Below are 17,911 nucleotides of genomic sequence, written 5' to 3' on the forward strand. Positions count from 1 at the left end.
GGCGACGGACGGCGTACCGTCCTCGTCGAACACGAACAGCATGTAGGCACCGGGCGGGGCGTAAGTGCCGTCGGCCGGGGTCTCGATCGTGAGCGTGTCACCGTCGCGGGCGAACGCCAGGTCCTGGAAGTTCTGGTCGTTGTTGAACCCGTGCGTCACCGACCCGTTGCGGACCAGCGTGACCCGCGAGACGTCGCCGTCGACCGACACGTCGAAGACTCCGTCGTAGCCGACCGTGTCCGGGACCGACGTGACCTCCGGGCGGACCGCAGGCTCGTCACCGTCGAACAGGTACGCCGGCGAGAAGAACTCCACGTCCGTGTAGTTGCGCGGTCCCGGCGTCCCGCCGCCGCCCACCATCAGGCGACCGTCCGGCAGGAGCAGCGCCGTCGAGTGGTACAGGCGGGCGTGCTCGTGAGGTACCGCCACCGTGGTCCACTCCCCGGTCTCCGGGTCCCAGATCTCGGCGTTGGTGACGTATCCACCGTTCCCGTTGTTCTCGCGGGCACCACCGGTGACGATCACGGTGCCGTCGGGCAGCACCGTGGAGGTCGCCCAGTGCCGCGAGTGCTGCATCGGCGCCGTCGCCTCGATCACCGGGTCCTCGGTGCCTCCGGTGATGTCGACCGTGAAGCCGGCGCGCGCACCCTCGGGGCCGCCGCCGTTGGCCCACCAGCCACCGCCGACCTGCAGGATCTTGCCGGGACGGTACATCGTCGCGGTGGACGTCGCGCCGACCGGGTTCCCCAGGTCGCCCTGCGCGGCGATCTCGGCAGGCAGCCTGCCGCGGAGGATCACCTCTCCGTCACCGGACGGGTCGAGCTCGTACATCTGGGTGCCGGTGATGTTGAAGACGTTCCCGTTGCCGGGAGCAACGAACGCGCGCGGGTACCACCAGCGGTTCTCGTCGGGACCGTTGCCGTCCCCGCCGTCCCCGTAGGCCGCCGCGCTGGTGGCGCCCTCGAGGAGCTTCCAGGAGCTGCCCTCGTCGGGCGTGTAGATCTCCGGCGTCAGGACGCCGGGCCCGCCCGGACCGCCCTCGAGGCTGCCGCCCTGCACGACGACGGAGCCGTCGGGCAGCGTGGTCCCGGTGGGGTACCAGCGCGGGAAGTTCATCGGGGCCTCGTTGTGCAGGCCCTGGTTCGTCGTGTAGCTCGTGACCCCGAGCGCGGCGTCGTTGGGCGCGTTGCCGCCGAGCCCGTCGTCACCGCCGACGGTCATCGTCGCGCGCCGGTGCGGCATCTGGACCTGCATCGAGCAGAACAGGTCGGTGTACGTCTCGTTCGGGACGAGTCCCGAGACGACGTTCGCGACGGTGCGCTCCTCGGTGGGGTCCCAGATGTCGATCTCCATCTGGCCGCCCTGGGTGACGCACGAGTTGCCGCCGAAGTCGTAGGGCGTCGCGTCCGTGCAGCCCGACGAGACGCTGCCGAAGGACTGGACGTGGCCGTCCGCCGTCAGCGACGCGTTGATCGGGACCAGGGGCCACGGCGTGACCCCGCTCCACGAGCCCTGCTCGGACTTGTCGGGCGGCGAGCAGTCGGCCGTGAGCAGCCCCGCGGAGTACGCGAGACCGTTCTTCATCTGGGTCCGGATCGTGGCCTCGGCGTACGCCGTGCCCTCGTGACCCATCCCCGAGTACCAGGACCGACCGGCGTCGATCTCCTGGCACCACGTGATCGGGTGCGTCGTGCCGTTGGTGCCCATGCCGTACGACGTCTCGTCGGCCGCGAGGATCGTGCGGACCTCCGGGGCCGGGTTGACCAGCCAGTCGTACCACTCGTCGCTGCGGGTGAACTCGGCCGGCAGCCCCTCGGCCAGCGGGTGCTCGGTGTCCGTGACCACGACCCGGCCCGACCGGACGGCCGGGTTCTCGGGGTGACCCTCCGACATCGCACCGACGAGGCGCGCATAGAACGGGTTCACGTCGTGCTCGCTCTGCCCGACGGACCAGCCGGCGTAGTGCATGCCCATGTAGCCGCCGCCGCCGCGGATGTACTCCTCCAGCGCGGCGCGCTGGTCCGTGTCGAACAGCACGCCTCCGGTCTGGGCGAAGACGACGGCGTCCTTCGTGGCGAGGTTGTCGGTGGTGAACGCCGACGGGTCGTCGGTCTCCTGGATCTCGACCGGCTGCCCGTGCTCGGTGCCCAGCTGGTCGGCGAGGTCCCGGACGGCCTGACGGGCCTGGACGTTCGAGGCGTGGAAGTTCGGCTTGTAGAAGAGCAGGACGCTCAGGACGCCGTCGTCGACGGAGCCGGCGTCGACCGCCGCGGGTACCACGGCCCGCGGGGCCGCCTGCGCGGCACCGCCCACGAGCGGCGCGCTCACCGCCAGGGCGAGGATCGCGGCCGCCAGTCTCGCGGGCGCTCGGCGGCGCCTGCTCCGATCGTCTCGACGGTCAGGTCTGCGTAACAGGTTCATCGTTGAATCCCTCTTCGCACTCGGTTCTCGGACATGACGGCAGCCCGGACGACCCGCCCCGGTCGGGGCAGGCCGCCCAGTGCTGACTCCTGGGGTGCTGCGTCTACGCTGCGTCTGTCTGCGACGTCGTCGTCGCTGGGGTCGGCGCCCCGGAGGGCGCGGTCGTCAGAGCTCGGCGATCACCGTCTTGAGCTCCGTGTAGTCGTCGAGGCCGAACGAGCCCAGCTCGCGACCCCACCCGGACTGCTTGAACCCGCCGCGCGGGAGGGTCACGTCGTCCGCGTGCCAGGTGTTGAGCCAGACGGTGCCGGCGCGCAGCCTGCCGCCCACGCGGTGCGCGGTCCCGATGTCCTTCGACCACACGCCCGCGGCCAGGCCGTAGACGGTGTTGTTGGCGGCGGCGACGACCTCGTCCTCGGTGTCGAACGGGATCGCGGTGATGACGGGGCCGAAGACCTCGTCCGTCTGGACGGCCATCTGCTCCGTCACGCCGGTGATGAGCGTCGGCGCGAAGAAGTAGCCCTGGTCGGCCGCCGGGTCGGGGCTGCCGGCGACGATGGTCGCGCCGTCCGCGACCGCGCCGCGGACGTAGCCCATGACCTTCTCGTGCTGCTCGGCCGAGACGAGCGGGCCCATGGTGGTGGCCGGGTCGAACGCGTCACCGACGGAGATCGCCCTCGCTGCTGCGGCGACCCCTCGACGACCTGGTCGAACACGCTGCGCTCCACGTAGAGGCGCGACCCGTTGACGCAGCACTGCCCCTCGTTGAAGTAGCCGGCGAGCGCCGCGCCCGCGATCGCGGCGTCGAGGTCGGCGTCCGCGAAGATGATGTTGGGCGCCTTGCCGCCGAGCTCCAGCGAGACCTTCTTGAGGTTGCCGGACGCCGCGGCGGCGATCTTCTTGCCGACCTCGGTGCTGCCGGTGAAGGCGACCTTGTCGACGCCCGGGTGGTCGACCAGCCCGGCGCCGGTGTCCCCGAAGCCGGGGAGGATGTTGACCACGCCCGCCGGGAGTCCCGCCTCGAGCAGCAGGTCACCGAGCAGCAGCGCCGTCAGCGGGGTCTGCTCGGCCGGCTTGAGCACGACGGTGTTGCCGGCCGTGATGGCCGGGACGATCTTGAAGCACGCCATCGTCAGCGGGAAGTTCCACGGCACGATCCCGGCGACGACGCCGATAGGCTCGCGGCGCGTGTACGCGTGGAACTCGCGGCCGGGCACCGACATCGGGATCGACGTGCCCTCCATCTTCGTGGCCCAGCCGGCGAAGTAGCGGAACAGCTCGGCGGCCACCCCGACGTCGCCGCGGGCGGACTCGAGGCTCTTGCCGTTGTCCAGCGACTCGAGCTGCGCGAACTCCTCGGTGCGCTCCTCGATCAGGTCGCCGACCCGCCAGAGCAGGTGCGACCGTTCGCGCGGGGTCATCACCGACCAGGGCGACCCCGCCTCGAACGCGCGACGTGCGGCGTCCACGGCACGGTCGACGTCGGCCGCCGACCCCTGGGCGACCTGCACGAGCTCCTTCTCGGTCGCAGGGTTCAGGGTGGCGAAGGTCTTGCCGCCCTCGGCGTCGACGTGCTCGCCGTCGATCAGGAGCTGCTTCGGGGACGAGAGGAACGTGGAGACGGCGGGCAGGAGCTGCGTGCTCGCATTCATGGGGATCCTTCCGGTTTCTGTTTCGGTTCGTGCGTCGAGCGAGGACGTGGTCGGGGACGGCGCGGGGCCGCGGCTACTTGATGATCAGCACCTTCGATCGGTCGAGCGTGAGGGCGACGGCGGCGACGATGATCGCCCCGTAGAGGATCTGCTCGTACGCCGAAGGGACGCCCACGATCGGCAGGCCCACGCGGAGCAGCGTGACGACGAGCGCACCGGCCAGGCTGCGCCACAGCGAGCCGTGACCACCGGTGATGGCGGTCCCGCCCACCACGATCGCGGCGATCGCCGGGAGCAGCAGGTTGTCGGCCATCGTCGGGCTGCCGCTGAAGTTGCGGGAGACCAGCATGATCGCGGCCAGGCCGGCGCACGCACCCGAGAGCGCGAAAGCCCCGACCTTGACGAGGTCGACCGGTGAGCCGGCGAGCCTGGCCGCCGCCTCGGAGTACCCGGTGGCCCGGACCCAGCTGTCGAGCGGGGTGAACCGCAGGACCAGCGAGACGACGAGGACCACGAGCAGGGCCACGGCGAACGCCATCGGGACGACTCCGCCGAGATACAGCGTGAGCCAGTGCGTGGGCTCGCGGTCCACGACACGGATCGGGCCGGCGTCCGAGATCACCAGGGCGATCGCCGTGAAGATGCTCATGCCGCCGAGGGTGACGACGAACGAGGGGATCCTGAGCACCACGTGGGCGATGCCCTGCAGTGCCCCGATCGCGGCGGTGGCCGCGATGACCGCGACGGTCGTGACCCCGTCGAGGTCCGGGAGCCACATCGCGTAGAAGACCGTGGCCAGGGAGCACAGCGCGGCGATCGACAGGTCGATGCCACCGCACAGGACGACCAGGGTGGCCCCGGCCGCGAGCACGATGAGCGGCGCGGCCGTCCGGATCGCCGCCGTGAGGCTGCTCTGGGTGAGGAACCCCGGGTCGGCGATGCTCAGCGCGCCGAGCAGCACGACGAGCGCGATGACCGGCATGAAAGAGGTGACCCGCTGCCCCACGGTGGGCTTCCCCAGGACGGCGGCCTCGGGTGCGGGCCGGGTCGTGATGGGTGTCGCCATGATCAGACCATCTCCTTGACGAGGTCGAGCGGGGTCGGCTTGCCGCCCGCAGGGGCGGCGACCTCGGTGGTGGCCCGGCCGTCGCTCATCACGATGATCCGGTCGGACATGCCGATCGCCTCCTCGAGGCTGTCGGCCAGCAGGACGGTGGCCACCCCGCTGTTGGCGAGCTCGCGCATGAGGCGGTACACCTCGGAGCGCGCGCCGATGTCGAGGCCACGTGTGGGGTGGTCGAGCAGGAGGAGCCGGACGTCGCCGGACACCAGCCACCGGGCGAGCACCACCTTCTGCTGGTTGCCCCCGAGAGGCGCTGGATCGCCGTGCTCCGGTGGGGGTGCGGATCGACAGCCGCTCGATCCACGTGTCCACCAGCGTGGCCTGCTTGCGCGGCCGGACCAGGGGCCCGGCGCAGCGCGCACCCTGCTTGGCGAGGGTCATGTTGTCGGCGACGGACATCGGGCCGACCATGCCCTCGGACTTGCGCTCCGCCGGCACGTACCCGACGCCCGCGGCGCACGCCGCCCGCGTGCCCGAGAGGTCGAGGCTCGCACCGTCGAGGACGACCTCCCCGCTGGTGGTCGGCTCCGCCCCGAAGAGCGCCCGGCACACGTCCTCGCGGCCGGACCCGTGCACACCGACGATGCCGACGATCTCCCCGGCGTTCACCTCGAGGTCTACGTCGTGGAAGGTGGCGGCCGAGAGGCCGCGCACGACGAGCCGCGGCTCGCGAGGCGCGTCCGCGTGCTCGGCGTCACCGCCGTGGTAGTGGTCGTCGGAGCCGGTGGTGCCGATCATCATCTGGTGGAGCTCGGCCGGGGCCGCTCCTCCGTGGGCACCTCGCCCACGGATCGGCCGCTGCGGAGCACGCTGACGCGGTCGCAGACGTCGAGCACCTCGTCGAGGCGGTGCGACACGAAGACCACCGACGCGAACTCCCGCAGCCGGCGCACCTGCGTGAAGAGCGTCTCGATCTCCTTCGACTCGAGGACCGACGTGGGCTCGTCCAGGATGATCACCGGCGGGTGGTCCGTGCGCTCCTCGATGCGGAGCACCTTGGCGATCTCGACCATCTGCCGGTCGGCGAACGACAGCGTGTCGGTCCGGGCCAGCGGGTCGATGCTCGACCCGATCTTGTCGAGCTGCTCCTGCGCCATCTTGCGCATGGTGTCCCAGCGGTAGACGCCGCGACGGACGCCCGCGCCCTCGCTCCCGAGCACGATGTTCTCGGCCGCGGTGAGGTTGGGGACGAGCGACTGCTCCTGGAAGACCATGCCGATGCCGTGGTTCGCGGCGTCGACGACGCTCTTGAGCTCGACCTTCTCGCCACGGACCCAGATCTCGCCGGCGTCCGGCTTGACCAGCCCGACGAGGGCCTTGAGGAGGGTGGACTTGCCGGCGCCGTTCTCCCCCGCGAGCCCGAGCACCTCGTTGCGGCGGACGACGAGGTCGACCCCGTCGAGGGCCTTGACGCCCGGGTAGTGCTTGACCAGGCCGCGCACCTCGAGGGCGTTCGGGCCGGCGTCGGGCGCACTTCGAGGATCGAGAGTCATTTCGTCACCTGGTTTCTACGACGCTGGGGAATGACGGCGGCCGCGACGGCGACGACGACGATGAGGCCCTGGACCCCGCCCTGCCAGTAGGGGCTCACGCCGACCTGGACCAGACCGTTCGAGAGGACCGTCACGAGCAGGACGCCGACCGCGGAGTGGAGGATCCCGCCACGACCGCCGATCAGCAGGGTGCCCCCGACGACGGCGGCGGTGATGGCCGCGAAGTCGTAGCCCCGGCCGGCCTGGACGAGGCCGGCGCTGAGCTGGCTCGTGACCATCACGCCGCCCAGGCCGTAGAACGCGCCCGCCATCGTGAAGACCGCGACCTTGTACGGCTTGACCTTCACGCCGGACAGCGCGAGCACCTCCTCGGCGCCGCCGATCGCGTAGGCGTAGCGGCCCAGGCGCGAGTAGCGCTGCACCAGCCAGCCGACGAGCACGCACGCGAACGCGATCCACGTGAGGTACGCCAGGCCGAGGAACCGGTCGACCGCCCACGACTCGAGCATCGCGTCGGTGACGTTCGGCTGGACCCCGCCGAACATCAGGGTCGCGACGCCGAGCCCGACGGCGGAGACGCCCAGGGTGGTCATGAACGACGGCACCTTGAGCACGACCAGCGCCAGGCCGCTCAGGCACCCGAGCGCCGCGGCGAGCAGCACCGCGATGCCGATCCCGACGAGCCCCAGGTCGTTGTCGTTGCGGTTGTTCGCGACCAGGAGGGCGACCGTGATCGCCGAGGCCCCCATGATCCCGGGGGTGGAGAGGTCGATCGACCCCATCATCAGCACGAACGTGATGCCGCAGGTGACGACCGCGAGCACCGCGGCCGCGTCGAAGATGTTCTGCACGTTCGCGATCGTCCTGAAGCCGGGGCTCAGGGCCGCGAACACCGCGAAGATGACGACCAGGGCGATCGGCGGCCCCGCGTCTCGGAGCGACACCCCCGCCGAGGCCTGGGGCGTTGGGCGTCCACGACCTCGGTGTCGACCTCGGCGGGGGATGTCATGGTCACGAGATCGGGCCCTGCGACCGGCTGAAGACGTTGTCGCAGGCGAAGTCGGACTCGTCGGTCTCCGGCGAGACGAAGTCGCCGACGTTGTCCTTCTCGATGAGGAACTGCTCGGCGTACCAGGCGCGGTCCTCGTCGGCGATGTCCTCGACGGCGAGCTCGCCCGTGGCGACGCAGTAGCCGATGGCCAGGCCGATACCGCCCTGCCACGGACCGTCGCTGGAGACCGTCGCGGTCATCTCCCCGTCCTCGATCGCGGTGAGGGCGTCCGGGACGGCGTCGATGCCGACCACGGCGACGTCCGTGCGACCGGCCTGCTTGAGCGCCTCGAGCGCACCGAGCGCCATGTCGTCGTTGGCGGCCCAGATGCCCTTGATGTCGTCACCGTGCTTGGTGAGCAGGGTCTTGGTCACCTCGAGCGCCTCGGCCCGCGAGAAGTTCGCCGTCTGGTCGTCGAGCAGCTCGACGTCGGAGTTCGCTGAGAGCGACTCCTCGAGACCGGCGAAGCGGTCCTTGGCGGCGCCGGTGTCGAGGATGCCCTGGAGGGCGACGATCCCGCCGGAGCCACCGATCGCCTCGGCGAGCGCGTCGCCGATCTGCTTGCCGGACTCCACGCCGTTGTACGTGATGTGGGACAGCCACGAGTCGTAGTCGGTGACCGCGAGGTCCGCCGGCTTGTTCCACTGGGTGACGAGGTACGCGCCCGCGTCCTGCGCCCCCTCCACGATCGGCGGCGTGTCCGAGTCGCCGTTGGGCAGGATGTTCATGACGAGGCACGAGGTGTCGCCCGCGAACAGCTGGCTGATCTGCTCCTGCTGGCGCGTCGAGTCCCCGTCGTAGGTGAGCCGCTCCTGCGTGAGGCCGACCTGCTCGGCGAACGCGTCGCCGCCGTCGAGCCACGAGGCCTCGTAGGGGTTGGACTCGTTGCGCACCTGGCCCACCAGGGTGACGTCCGCGGGTTCGCAGGTGCTGGCGTCGCCGCCGCCCGCGGCTGCCGTGTCGTCGCTGCCCACGGCCTCCTCGGTGCAGGCGGAGAGTGTGGTGGCCGCGATCGCGACCCCGATGAGCGCTGCTGCAGGTCGAGAGGTGAACTTCATCGTCTTTCCTCGATTTCTGTCGGTGCCGGTGACCGGCGATGGGATCTGCATACCGTTCGTTGGGACGTGGGGAAAGCTGGTCAGCGGGCCATCCACCCGCCGTCGACGACCAGGACGTGGCCGTTGACGTAGTCCGCGGCGGGCGAGCTGAGGAACACGGCCGCGCCGACGACGTCCTCGGCCGTGCCCCAGCGCCCGGCCGGGATGCGTTCGAGGATCGACCGGGACCGGTCCGCGTCGTCGCGGAGGGCGGCCGTGTTGTCGGTGGCCATGTAGCCGGGCGCGATCGCGTTGACCTGGACGCCGCGGGGCGCCCACTCGTTCGCCAGTGCTTTCGTCAGACCGGCGACGCCGTGCTTGCTCGCCGCGTACGAGGCGACGCGCAGGCCGCCCTGGAAGGACAGGAGGCTGGCGATGCTGACGACCTTGCCGTGGCCCCGCTCGACCATCGGCCGAGCGAGCTGCTGGGTGAGGAAGAACAGCCCGTTGAGGTTGACGTCCATGACCCGCTGCCAGGAGGCGCGGTCGACGGCGACGGAGTCCTCGCGGTCGATGATCCCGGCGTTGTTGATCACGATGTCGACCTGGCGGGCGTCGTTCAGCGCTGCACAGCTCGCCTCGACGGCGTCCAGGTCGCTCACGTCGAGGTCGACGACGTCGACCTCGCGCCCCAGGGCCGCGATCTGCTCGCGCGTCGCGTCCTGGTTGCCCTTGCGGCCGATCAGGACGACGTCGGCACCGGCGCGGGCGAGGCCCAGGGCCACCGCCCGGCCCAGGCCGCGGCCGGCACCCGTGACCGCGGCACGCTTGCCGCTCAGGTCGAACGGGGAGTCCGTCACAGGTCCTCCACCGCCACGGGGCTCAGGTCGGTGTAGGTGTTGTTCTCGCCGGCCATCGCCCAGATGAAGGCGTAGGAGCCCGTGCCCGCCCCGGCGTGGATCGACCACGGGGGCGAGATGACGGCTTCGCGGTTGCGCAGGACGAGGTGTCGGGTCTCCCCGGGCGCCCCATGAAGTGGAACACGCGCTCGTCCTCGTCGAGGTCGACGTAGCAGTAGATCTCGGTCCGGCGGTCGTGGAGGTGCGGCGGGAAGGTGTTCCAGACCGAGCCGTCCGCGATCACGGTGACCCCGAACTGCAGGACGGAGGTCTCGATCTCCTGTCCCCAGACGTAGCGGAAGAGCTTGCGCTCGTTGGCGGCCTCGGTCGAGCCGAGCGCTACCGGCTCGACCTCACCGTGGCTGATCACCTGGGTGGGGTACGTCGCGTGCGCGGGCGCGGACACGAAGTAGTAGGCGGCGTCGGGACCGGCGAAGGACACCTCGCTGCCTCGGCCGACGAAGAGTCCGTCGAGGTGGTCGAGCTCGAGCTTCTCGCCGTCGACGAGCACGGTGCCCGCTCCGCCGACGTTGATGATGCCGAGCTCGCGACGCTCGAGGTGGGCCTCGGTGCCCAGGACCTCGCTCCAGGCCGGCAGGTCGAGCTGTGCGGTGCCCGGGACGGCGCCGCCGATGACCATCCTGTCGTCGTGGGTGTAGGTGCCTCGGACCTCTCCGTTCACGAAGAGGTCGTCGACGAGGAAGTTCTCGCGCAGCTCGCCGGTGGTCGCCGTCTCGGCGCTGGACGGCGATGTGGAGTATCGAACCTGGATCACGCATACACCCCTTTGTGTGTGAACTGCGTTCGTCTATGTGAAACAGGACCATAGACATGATCCGGGTCGCAGGTCAAGGGGGAGAAACGTGTCCACGTATGCGAACTCAGGTAGAGTACGTCCGTCGGGCAGGTCCCGCGCGCACGGACGACCCAAGGAGAGCGCCATGCAGGTTCAGAAAGAGCTCCAGAAGGAGACGGCACGGCCCGCCGAGGCCGGGGCGGTGAAGTCCGCCGCGCGGGCGCTCGACCTCCTGGACGAGATCGCCGCCCACGGCCCCGGCACCCAGCTGCAGCTCTCCGCGCGGCTGAGCATCCCCAAGAGCAGCCTCCACGCGCTCCTGCGCACGATGACCGCCCGGGGCTGGCTCCAGACCGACCCCACCGGCAGCGTCTACCAGCTCGGCATCCACTCGCTGACCGTCAGCTCCGCCTACCTCGACGGCGACCCCGTGCTCGCCCGAGCCACGTCGATCCTCGACGAGGTCGCGGGCACCACGGGCGAGACCGTGCACCTCGGGCGCCTCGACGGCGCCGACGTCATCTACACCGCCAAGCGCGAGTCGGTGCACCCGCTCCGCATGCACTCGGCGGTCGGACGGCGGCTCCCGGCCTACGCGACCGCGCTGGGCCGCGCTCTCCTCGCGGAGATGCCGGACGACGCCCGGCAGGGCCTCGTCCCCGAGTCGATCGCGGCGATCACCTCGCACACGACGACCGAGAAGGGTGCCGTGCTCGAGATCATCGAGCGCGCGGCCTACCAGGGCTTCGCCACCGAGAGCGAGGAGTCCTGCCTCGGGGTCCGCTGCTTCGGCGTCACCCTCCCCTTCAGCAACCACCCCGTCGACGCGATGAGCGTCGCGGTGCCGATCAGCCGGCTCGGTGACGGTCGCGAGGACCTCATCGTCGAGACCCTGCTGAGCGTGCGGGCCCGCCTGGCCGCGGTGCAGGGCAACAGCCTGGTCCGCTGAAGGGTCCGGACGACAGACAGCCCGGCGGCCGCCGCACCCCGAGGGTGCGGCGGCCGTCGTCGCTGTGTCGCGGGCGACACCCGTCCGCAGGCGGTCAGGCCGTGGTCAGCGTGAACTCCACCGTGGTCGAGTTCCCCGCCACGTCGAACACCACCAGCGTGTTCGCGCCCTCCACAGCACCGAACTTCCCCGGAGCCACGAAGTTCAGGTCCGACCACACGTTGTCGGTCAGGTCCTTGACCTTCCCGTTCAGCGTCAGCCGGTCGACCTTGCCCGCGTCGAACAGCTTGAACGACACCTTCGAATACGTGCCGTCCGCACCGACCGTGAACGAGTCACCACCCTTGACCGTCACCTTCGGACCCACACAGTCCACCGCGTCGATCGTGACCACCGTCTGGACCCGACCCTTGAAGATCGACTCCCACCCCTGGCCCGGGGTCAGCGTCACACCCTCCGCAGGCCACGCCCGCACCACATAGTCACCAGCAGCCAGATCCTCGCCCGACGAATACCCACCCGCCGCACCATCGACCCACTCCTTGACCACGTACCGCGCCACACCATCCATCGCCGAACCGGAGATCGACCCCGCCACCACCGCACCGTCCTCACACACCGGCTGCGACACCGACACCGCCGGCACCACCTCCACCGGCTCCGGGTCGGTCACGTCGGCCGCGACGACCCCGACCCACGACAGCATCGGCGACTGGGTGTTCGTCGCCTCGAGCGCGATCGTGAGCGGGCCGTCCTCGGCGAGCTCGACGTCGTACGAGAGCACTCGGCTCGGCGTCGCGGTGTCGAGCGTGATGCTGTCGACAGTGCTCGTCCCGCCGTCGTGCGTCAGGAGCACGTCCGCGCTGCGCGCGTTGCCGGCCCACCACGAGTGGCTGCCCGCGGTGATCGTGTAGTCGCCCGCGGGGAGGTCGACGGTGTACCCCACCTGGGCTCCCACCTGGTTCGCCGTGTAGATCCCGGTCGTCGTCAGCTTGCTGTACGGGCCGGCGACGACGCCCTTGCCGTAGACCTCGTCGGCTCCGGCGGCGTTCGTGCCGAAGTGGCCCCAGGTCGCGTCCCCGCCGAGCTTCTGGTCGGGGGCGTCGTTGACGAGCTGGTCGCCGAGCAGGCCCGAGATCGCCGTGAACGCGGGCGAGGGCTCGCCGAGCACGTCCTGCGTGCCGTTGAGGTCGGCGAAGAAGGTGGTGCCCGCGGGGACCACCTCGACCTGCGCCGTCGTCGTCGCGCTGCCGTAGCCGCCGGCGACCGAGACGGTCGCCCAGTCCTCGTCGAAGCTCGCTTCCTCGACGTCCCACGTGACGGGCACGTCACGCGTGGTCCCGTCGTCGAGGGTCGCCGCCAGGGTCTCGGGCAGCCCGGGCGCGTCGCCGGTCGGCGTCGCGAGCGAGACGTCCGCGAGCGCCGTGATGCGGTACGCGAGAGGGGACGACCCGTTCTCGAGCCGCTGCGTGAGCGCCGCGGCTCCCTCGACGTCGAGCCGGTACGAGGCGGGGTCGTCGACGGCCTCGCGGGCCATCGCGATCGCGGTCTGCAGCAGGCCCCACGTCTCGTCGGTGAAGTCGTCGTCCCTCGTGACCTCCTCGGCGTCCGCGAGCGCCGTGGCGAGCGCGTCGAGCGCGTCGCCCGAGGCCGGCTCGTCCGCCGGCTCACTGACCACGCCGACCGCGTCCAGGACGAGCGTGCCCGACGCGAGCGAGACGGTGACGGTGTGCTCGCCCCAGGGCAGACCCCGCAGCGAGTACATCGCCTGGAAGTCGCCCGAGACGTGCGTCGCCGCGTTCACCTCGACCGGCTCGCCGTCGACGGTCACGTCGAGCGTCGCCGTCCCGCCGTTGGCGCCGATCAGGTCGAGACCCGACCCGGTGAACGTGTAGGCGACGCTCGCGCCCTCCTGCGACGTCGTCGACGTCGACCGCATGTACTGGTACATGCCCTTGCCGTTCGCGTGGGCCCAGTCGCCCGCGTAGACGAGCACGTCGGACGGCGGGTCCCCCAGGTCGTTCGTCTCGAGGTCGTCGAGGTACTCGCCGTAGTAAGGGACGTCGTCCGCGACCCGGGTGACCGTGAGGTCGTCGAACTCGGTGTGGTCGAAGCTGCTGCCGAGGTCGACCCAGCCCGACCGGTACGGGTCCGTGTCGGTGTACGAGGCGACCTCGTCGCCGTCGATCGACGCGGTGATGTCGGCGCCGACGGCGCGGACGGTCAGGCGGTGCCAGGCGGAACCGTCCCAGCCGTCGTCCGCGACGCTGCCGGAGTCCACGGCGCGACCCATCCGCTGGAGCTGCCACGCGCCGTCCGAGGACAGCGTGAGCGCGTACGCGGTGCCGCCGAGGTTGGCGGAGCCGCCGCCGCCCGAGGAGCGTGCACCGAGCGCCGCGTAGTTCGCGGTGCCCTCGTCGGGGAAGCGCACGTCCACGCCGGCCTCGTAGTTGGTCCACCGACGGTCACCCACGGCCGTGACGGGGTCACCGCCGTTCCAGGCTCCGCCGATCCCGGTCGTCTCGCGGTCGACCTGCTGGCGCAGGACCCACCCGGAGTCGTCGGTCTCCACGGCCTCGAAACCGCCGTTGCGGTCCCAGGTGTAGAGCGGGATCGTGCCCGTCGGGCCGCCGCGGGAGTCCACGAAGCCCTCCGTCTCGTCGGTGAGGCCACCACCGTCGCCGATCACGGGGACGGTGCGGTCGGTGTAGTCGTAGCCGTCCTGCCACAGCACGTCGGCGTCGACCCCGTCGGAGCTGCCGGCGTGACCGCCCTCGCCCGCACCCAGGTCGAGCACCGTGCGCTCACCCTCGACGGGCAGCGGCGTGGTCCAGGACTCGTCGGTGGTGACGTCGAGCGACGTGATGCTGACGATCGAGTACGGCTCGACGGTGACGGTGTAGGCACCGTCGGCGTCGGCCGCGACGTCGGCGACGTGCCGCTTGTAGTTCGCGTCGAACGCCTGGCCGTCGTCCGCTCCCCGGGTCTCCCAGACCCCGAGCTCGGTCCCCTCGTCGAAGGTGAAGCTCGCCGGGGTGATCCGGTAGGTCTTGGTCTTCTCGGAGTCGTTGACCACGACGGTCGTGAAGTCGGAGGCGTCCGGGGCCGCGAGCGTCATGTAGTTGGGCTCACCGTTGCGGCCGTCGACGGGGTTGGTGCCCGACGCGGTGGTCATGCTCGCCTCGGGGACCGCCCGCCAGATGCCTGCGGTGTTGTCGTCGTTCTCCCAGCCGGCCTCCGAGAAGTCCGCGAAGTGCTGCAGGACGGCGAGACCAGCGTCGTAGTGCATCCACCCGGACCAGGGGTCGCGGGCGCTGACGAGCTCCTTGAACGAGTACTGGCCACCCTCGAAGAACGAGCCGATCGCGGGCTGATAGATGAAGTGCGTGCGGTTCGAGTTCACGAAGCCCTTGACGACGGTGTTTGCCATCTCGAGCGCGCTGCCCGTCCCGCCCAGCCCCGTGCCCTCGACCGTCGGGTCGGCGACGTTGTTGTTCTGGCGGAACGACGTGTTCGAGAACGTGGCCTGCGCCTCGCTGTTCCAGACCTCGGTGTCGAGCTCCTGCGCGAGGCGCTTGAAGTTGCCGGCGCCGTCGTCGTTCGTGTTGTAGTGGAACGCGGCGACGTCGACGGCCTCGCGCAGGTCAGCGTCCGCGACCATCTCGTCGCCGAACGTCCCTGTCCCGACCTCGTCGGAGATCACGGTCTTGATCTCGTGGAACAGCTCGGCCTCGCCGTCGCGGAACCCGGCGAGCGACGCGTCGTCGCTCACGTAGCCGGCGTCGTCGGTCTTCACGCGGTCGGCGAACTCCTGGGTCCAGCCCAGGTCGGCGCTGTGCTCGTTCACGCCGGGGTTCACGTAGTCGACCATGTAGCCGTACTCGCGGTACGCGGCGAGGATCGTGTTCTTGTACCAGGTGTAGATCTTGTCGTTCGTGTCGGCCCAGGCCGGCGCGTTCCAGCGCAGGATGCTCACGCGCAGGTCCGGGTTGAGCTTCGCCGCGTCGGCCGCGAGCTGGAAGCCGGGGGCGCGGGCCACGTTCGCGGGCTCGTCCTCCAGGCGCATCGTGGCGGGGTCGGACCCGGTCGAGTTGTTGCGGTCGTCGCCCATCTCGATCTTGACGTGGTCGATCAGCGGGCGGTCGCCGCCGAAGAGGACCTCGAGGAAGTGCGCGTACTCCTCGGGGTGCTCGGACTTGTAGTCCATGAGCACGGCGCTCGAGCTGTTGCCGCTGAGCACGCCGAAGCCCTTGAAGGTCAGGCCGTTGACGTTGTCCGCGGCGATGTCGGCCGCGTCGACGGTGACGTCGACGGTGTCGGGATCGTCCGGGTCGGGCTCGCTCGTGCCGGCCGCGTCGTCGAGCGTCTGCGCGACGTCGCCCTGCGCGATCGCGAACCAGCTCAGCGAGGGCGCTTCGCCCGACGTGCTGACATACGTGAGCGCGACGTCGGTCGCGCCCTCGGGGATCGTGAACGCGCTGTTGACGAGGAGGCGGGTCGTGGCACCGGCGTCCGTGACCAGGTCGGCCTGGTCGAGCGCGTCGCTCTCGGCCTCGCCGTCGAGCGTGTAGCTCACGGTCGGAGTGATCACCCGGTACCGCGCCTGGCTCCCGGCGTAGAACTCGTAGAACCCGCTGGAGAGCGTGTAGGTGCCGGGGTCGAGCGCGAGCCGGTAGCCGATCTGGCTGCCGTTGGTGCGGACGCCGAGCTCGTACTTGTCGTACGAGGCGAGGGTCTCGGCGTCGGCGGGGTCCGGGTCGCCGCCGGGCACGCTGATCTTGTAGTTGTTGCTGCCGCCGAACGTGTAGCCCCAGTCGTTCTCGCCGTCGACGAACGCCTGGTCCGGGAGGTCGTTGTGGAGGTCGGTGGCGAGGGTGATCGCGCCGGTGAAGGCCCGCGAGTCCGTCAGCAGGTCCGAGTACGCCCTGTCCTGCGAGTCGCCGTTGTGGCCGGCGTCGACGAAGTAGGTGAGTGGGGCGTCGGACGGCGGCAGCACCTCCACCTCGCCCGTGACGGTCTCCCCAGCGTCGGTGCCGTCACCACCGACGGTGCCCTCGACCTCGACGGTCGCGTAGGGCGCCGCGAACGCGTCGGCGTCGAGGTCCCACTCGACGGGCTGATCGCCGTCGCCGATCGTCGCGGGGAGCGACGTCTCGTCGAGCGCGTCGGCGCCCAGGTAGGCGGCCGCGTGGATCGTGCTCGGGACCGCGGCGGCCGCGGCGCCGGCTCCACCGACCACGATCGCGGGAACCAGCGCCCCGCTCGTCAGGGCTGCGGTGGCGACCACCGCCACGGAACGTCTGCGTCTCATCGTGTCCTCCTCGTTGAGGTCGATACGGGCGGCCGGGTCGGCCGAGCCCTCATCGATCAGACACAAGTAGACACATCATGATCAGAGACGCACAACAGCGGACGGAAAATGTCTCGCTGGGTGGGAATTATCGATCAGAACCGATCACGGCGGCACCTCACCCTCGAACCAGCCGCAGCGGGAAGGGCGTCGGGACGGGTCAGGTCCGGCAGGTTCAGGGACGCGGGACCAGCACCGGCGTCGAGCGCTTGTACTCCTCGTAGTCCGCGTCGCCGCCCCAGCGATCGTCGGCCTTCTTCTCCAGCAGGGGATCCCGCTGACGCGCAGGAGCAGCAGCGTGACGAAGACCGGCGAGATGATCGCGACCCACTGCCAGCCGACGAACGCGGGCGCCGCGACGACCGCGACACCTACCCACAGCACGATCTCCCCGAAGTAGTTCGGGTGCCGCGAACGCGACCAGAGGCCGGTCCGGATGAACCGTCCCTCGTTCGCGGGGTCGGCCTTGAACCGGGACTTCTGCGCGTCCGCGACGGCCTCGACCCCCAGCCCGAGGACCCACAGCGCGACGCCGACCCACGCGAGCCAGTCGAACGCGGGACGCGACTCGGCCGTGATCGCGACCCAGGCCGCGGCGGCCGTCAGCGTCACCCACAGACCCTGCACGGTCCACGTCACGAGGAACCGCGGCCACGACGTCTTGAGCTCGTCGAACCGGTCGTCGCCCCCCGAGCGGGAGACCCGGACGAAGAGGAACGCGCCGAGGCGGGCCGCCCACAGCACGACCATCGCGGCCAGGACCCACGACCGGACGTCGTCCGCCCCCGAGAGGACCATCACGCCCACCGTCACGACGATGTACGTCAGGCTGCCGGTGAGGTCGTAGAACCGTTCCGTCCCGCGAAGGTACGACGGGACGAACACGATCCACTGGATCACGAACGCCGCCGCGGCGGCGAGGGCGAAGACGGGTACGCCGCCCACGGTCGCGCCGTCCTGGCTGCCGGCGAGCGCGACGAGCGCACCCACGACCACCACCAGCACCACGACGATCAACGACGTGCGTTCTCGCTTCGTCACCTGTCGGTCCTTCCTCGATGGGATGCTTACGGTGACACGCAACCGGGACGATCGGGCGCTGATTCCCGGCCGCTGCGCGTGTCTCTCGTCCCGAGGGCA

General features: G+C 70.6%; 11 protein-coding genes and 3 pseudogenes. 1 reads left to right on the top strand and 13 read right to left on the bottom strand.

Translation table 11 applies throughout. The annotated features are described in order from the left end of the window. Positions 1–45: 45 nt before the first annotated feature. The 11 genes and pseudogenes from QUE47_RS06365 to kduI all read right to left on the bottom strand — a co-directional run. Positions 46–2,421, bottom strand: a pseudogene (locus QUE47_RS06365) (ThuA domain-containing protein); the annotation flags it as partial. Between the two features lie 165 nt (positions 2,422–2,586). Further along, on the bottom strand, positions 2,587–3,057 hold the full coding sequence (locus QUE47_RS16690; RefSeq protein ID WP_350227688.1) for an aldehyde dehydrogenase family protein: 471 nt from the start codon (positions 3,055–3,057) through the stop codon (positions 2,587–2,589). 119 nt (positions 3,058–3,176) lie between these two features. Beyond that, a pseudogene (locus QUE47_RS16695) lies at positions 3,177–4,073 on the bottom strand (aldehyde dehydrogenase family protein); the annotation flags it as partial. Between the two features lie 73 nt (positions 4,074–4,146). Continuing rightward, positions 4,147–5,139, bottom strand: coding sequence for an ABC transporter permease (locus QUE47_RS06375; protein WP_286219412.1), 993 nt, complete (start codon positions 5,137–5,139; stop codon positions 4,147–4,149). A 2-nt stretch (positions 5,140–5,141) separates the two neighbouring features. Further along, positions 5,142–5,420, bottom strand: a complete 279-nt coding sequence (locus QUE47_RS06380; RefSeq protein WP_286219566.1) for a hypothetical protein — start codon at positions 5,418–5,420, stop codon at positions 5,142–5,144. A 112-nt stretch (positions 5,421–5,532) separates the two neighbouring features. After that, positions 5,533–5,937, bottom strand: a pseudogene (locus tag QUE47_RS06385) (ATP-binding cassette domain-containing protein); the annotation flags it as partial. Next, positions 5,934–6,689, bottom strand: coding sequence for an ATP-binding cassette domain-containing protein (locus tag QUE47_RS06390; RefSeq protein WP_286219066.1), 756 nt, complete (start codon positions 6,687–6,689; stop codon positions 5,934–5,936). The pseudogene QUE47_RS06385 and the gene QUE47_RS06390, both read right to left, overlap by 4 nt. Next, positions 6,686–7,633, bottom strand: a complete 948-nt coding sequence (locus QUE47_RS06395) for an ABC transporter permease (protein WP_286219067.1) — start codon at positions 7,631–7,633, stop codon at positions 6,686–6,688. The genes QUE47_RS06390 and QUE47_RS06395 overlap by 4 nt, the downstream gene beginning before the upstream one ends. A gap of 67 nt (positions 7,634–7,700) precedes the next feature. Continuing rightward, positions 7,701–8,798 (bottom strand): sugar ABC transporter substrate-binding protein, encoded by a 1,098-nt coding sequence (locus QUE47_RS06400; protein WP_286219068.1) that lies wholly within the window; start codon positions 8,796–8,798, stop codon positions 7,701–7,703. A gap of 80 nt (positions 8,799–8,878) precedes the next feature. Beyond that, on the bottom strand, positions 8,879–9,637 hold the full coding sequence (kduD, locus tag QUE47_RS06405; RefSeq protein WP_286219069.1) for a 2-dehydro-3-deoxy-D-gluconate 5-dehydrogenase KduD: 759 nt from the start codon (positions 9,635–9,637) through the stop codon (positions 8,879–8,881). Positions 9,638–9,659: 22 nt separating this feature from the next. Beyond that, positions 9,660–10,451, bottom strand: coding sequence for a 5-dehydro-4-deoxy-D-glucuronate isomerase (gene kduI, locus QUE47_RS06415; RefSeq protein WP_350227689.1), 792 nt, complete (start codon positions 10,449–10,451; stop codon positions 9,660–9,662). 166 nt (positions 10,452–10,617) lie between these two features. Between kduI and QUE47_RS06420 the strand changes: the two genes are divergently transcribed. Beyond that, positions 10,618–11,421: an IclR family transcriptional regulator gene (locus QUE47_RS06420; RefSeq protein ID WP_286219070.1), complete on the top strand. Its 804-nt coding sequence runs from the start codon at positions 10,618–10,620 to the stop codon at positions 11,419–11,421. Positions 11,422–11,515: 94 nt separating this feature from the next. Here the strand turns inward: QUE47_RS06420 and QUE47_RS06425 are convergent, their stop codons facing one another. Both QUE47_RS06425 and QUE47_RS06430 read right to left on the bottom strand, forming a co-directional pair. Then, on the bottom strand, positions 11,516–16,732 hold the full coding sequence (locus tag QUE47_RS06425) for an Ig-like domain-containing protein (RefSeq protein WP_286219071.1): 5,217 nt from the start codon (positions 16,730–16,732) through the stop codon (positions 11,516–11,518). A gap of 144 nt (positions 16,733–16,876) precedes the next feature. Continuing rightward, entirely contained in the window at positions 16,877–17,812 is a 936-nt protein-coding gene (locus QUE47_RS06430) for a DUF1295 domain-containing protein (protein ID WP_350227690.1), read from the bottom strand. Positions 17,813–17,911 lie beyond the last annotated feature (99 nt).

The organism is Paraoerskovia sediminicola (assembly GCF_030296575.1).
GTDB lineage: Bacteria > Actinomycetota > Actinomycetes > Actinomycetales > Cellulomonadaceae > Paraoerskovia > Paraoerskovia sediminicola.

Coding starts and splice junctions, on each gene's coding strand:
- QUE47_RS16690 (WP_350227688.1), bottom strand. CDS start 3,057: ATGGGCCCGCTCGTCTCGGCCGAGCAGCACGAGAAGGTCATGGGCTAC.
- QUE47_RS06375 (WP_286219412.1), bottom strand. CDS start 5,139: ATGGCGACACCCATCACGACCCGGCCCGCACCCGAGGCCGCCGTCCTG.
- QUE47_RS06390 (WP_286219066.1), bottom strand. CDS start 6,689: ATGACTCTCGATCCTCGAAGTGCGCCCGACGCCGGCCCGAACGCCCTC.
- QUE47_RS06400 (WP_286219068.1), bottom strand. CDS start 8,798: ATGAAGTTCACCTCTCGACCTGCAGCAGCGCTCATCGGGGTCGCGATC.
- QUE47_RS06420 (WP_286219070.1), top strand. CDS start 10,618: ATGCAGGTTCAGAAAGAGCTCCAGAAGGAGACGGCACGGCCCGCCGAG.
- QUE47_RS06425 (WP_286219071.1), bottom strand. CDS start 16,732: ATGAGACGCAGACGTTCCGTGGCGGTGGTCGCCACCGCAGCCCTGACG.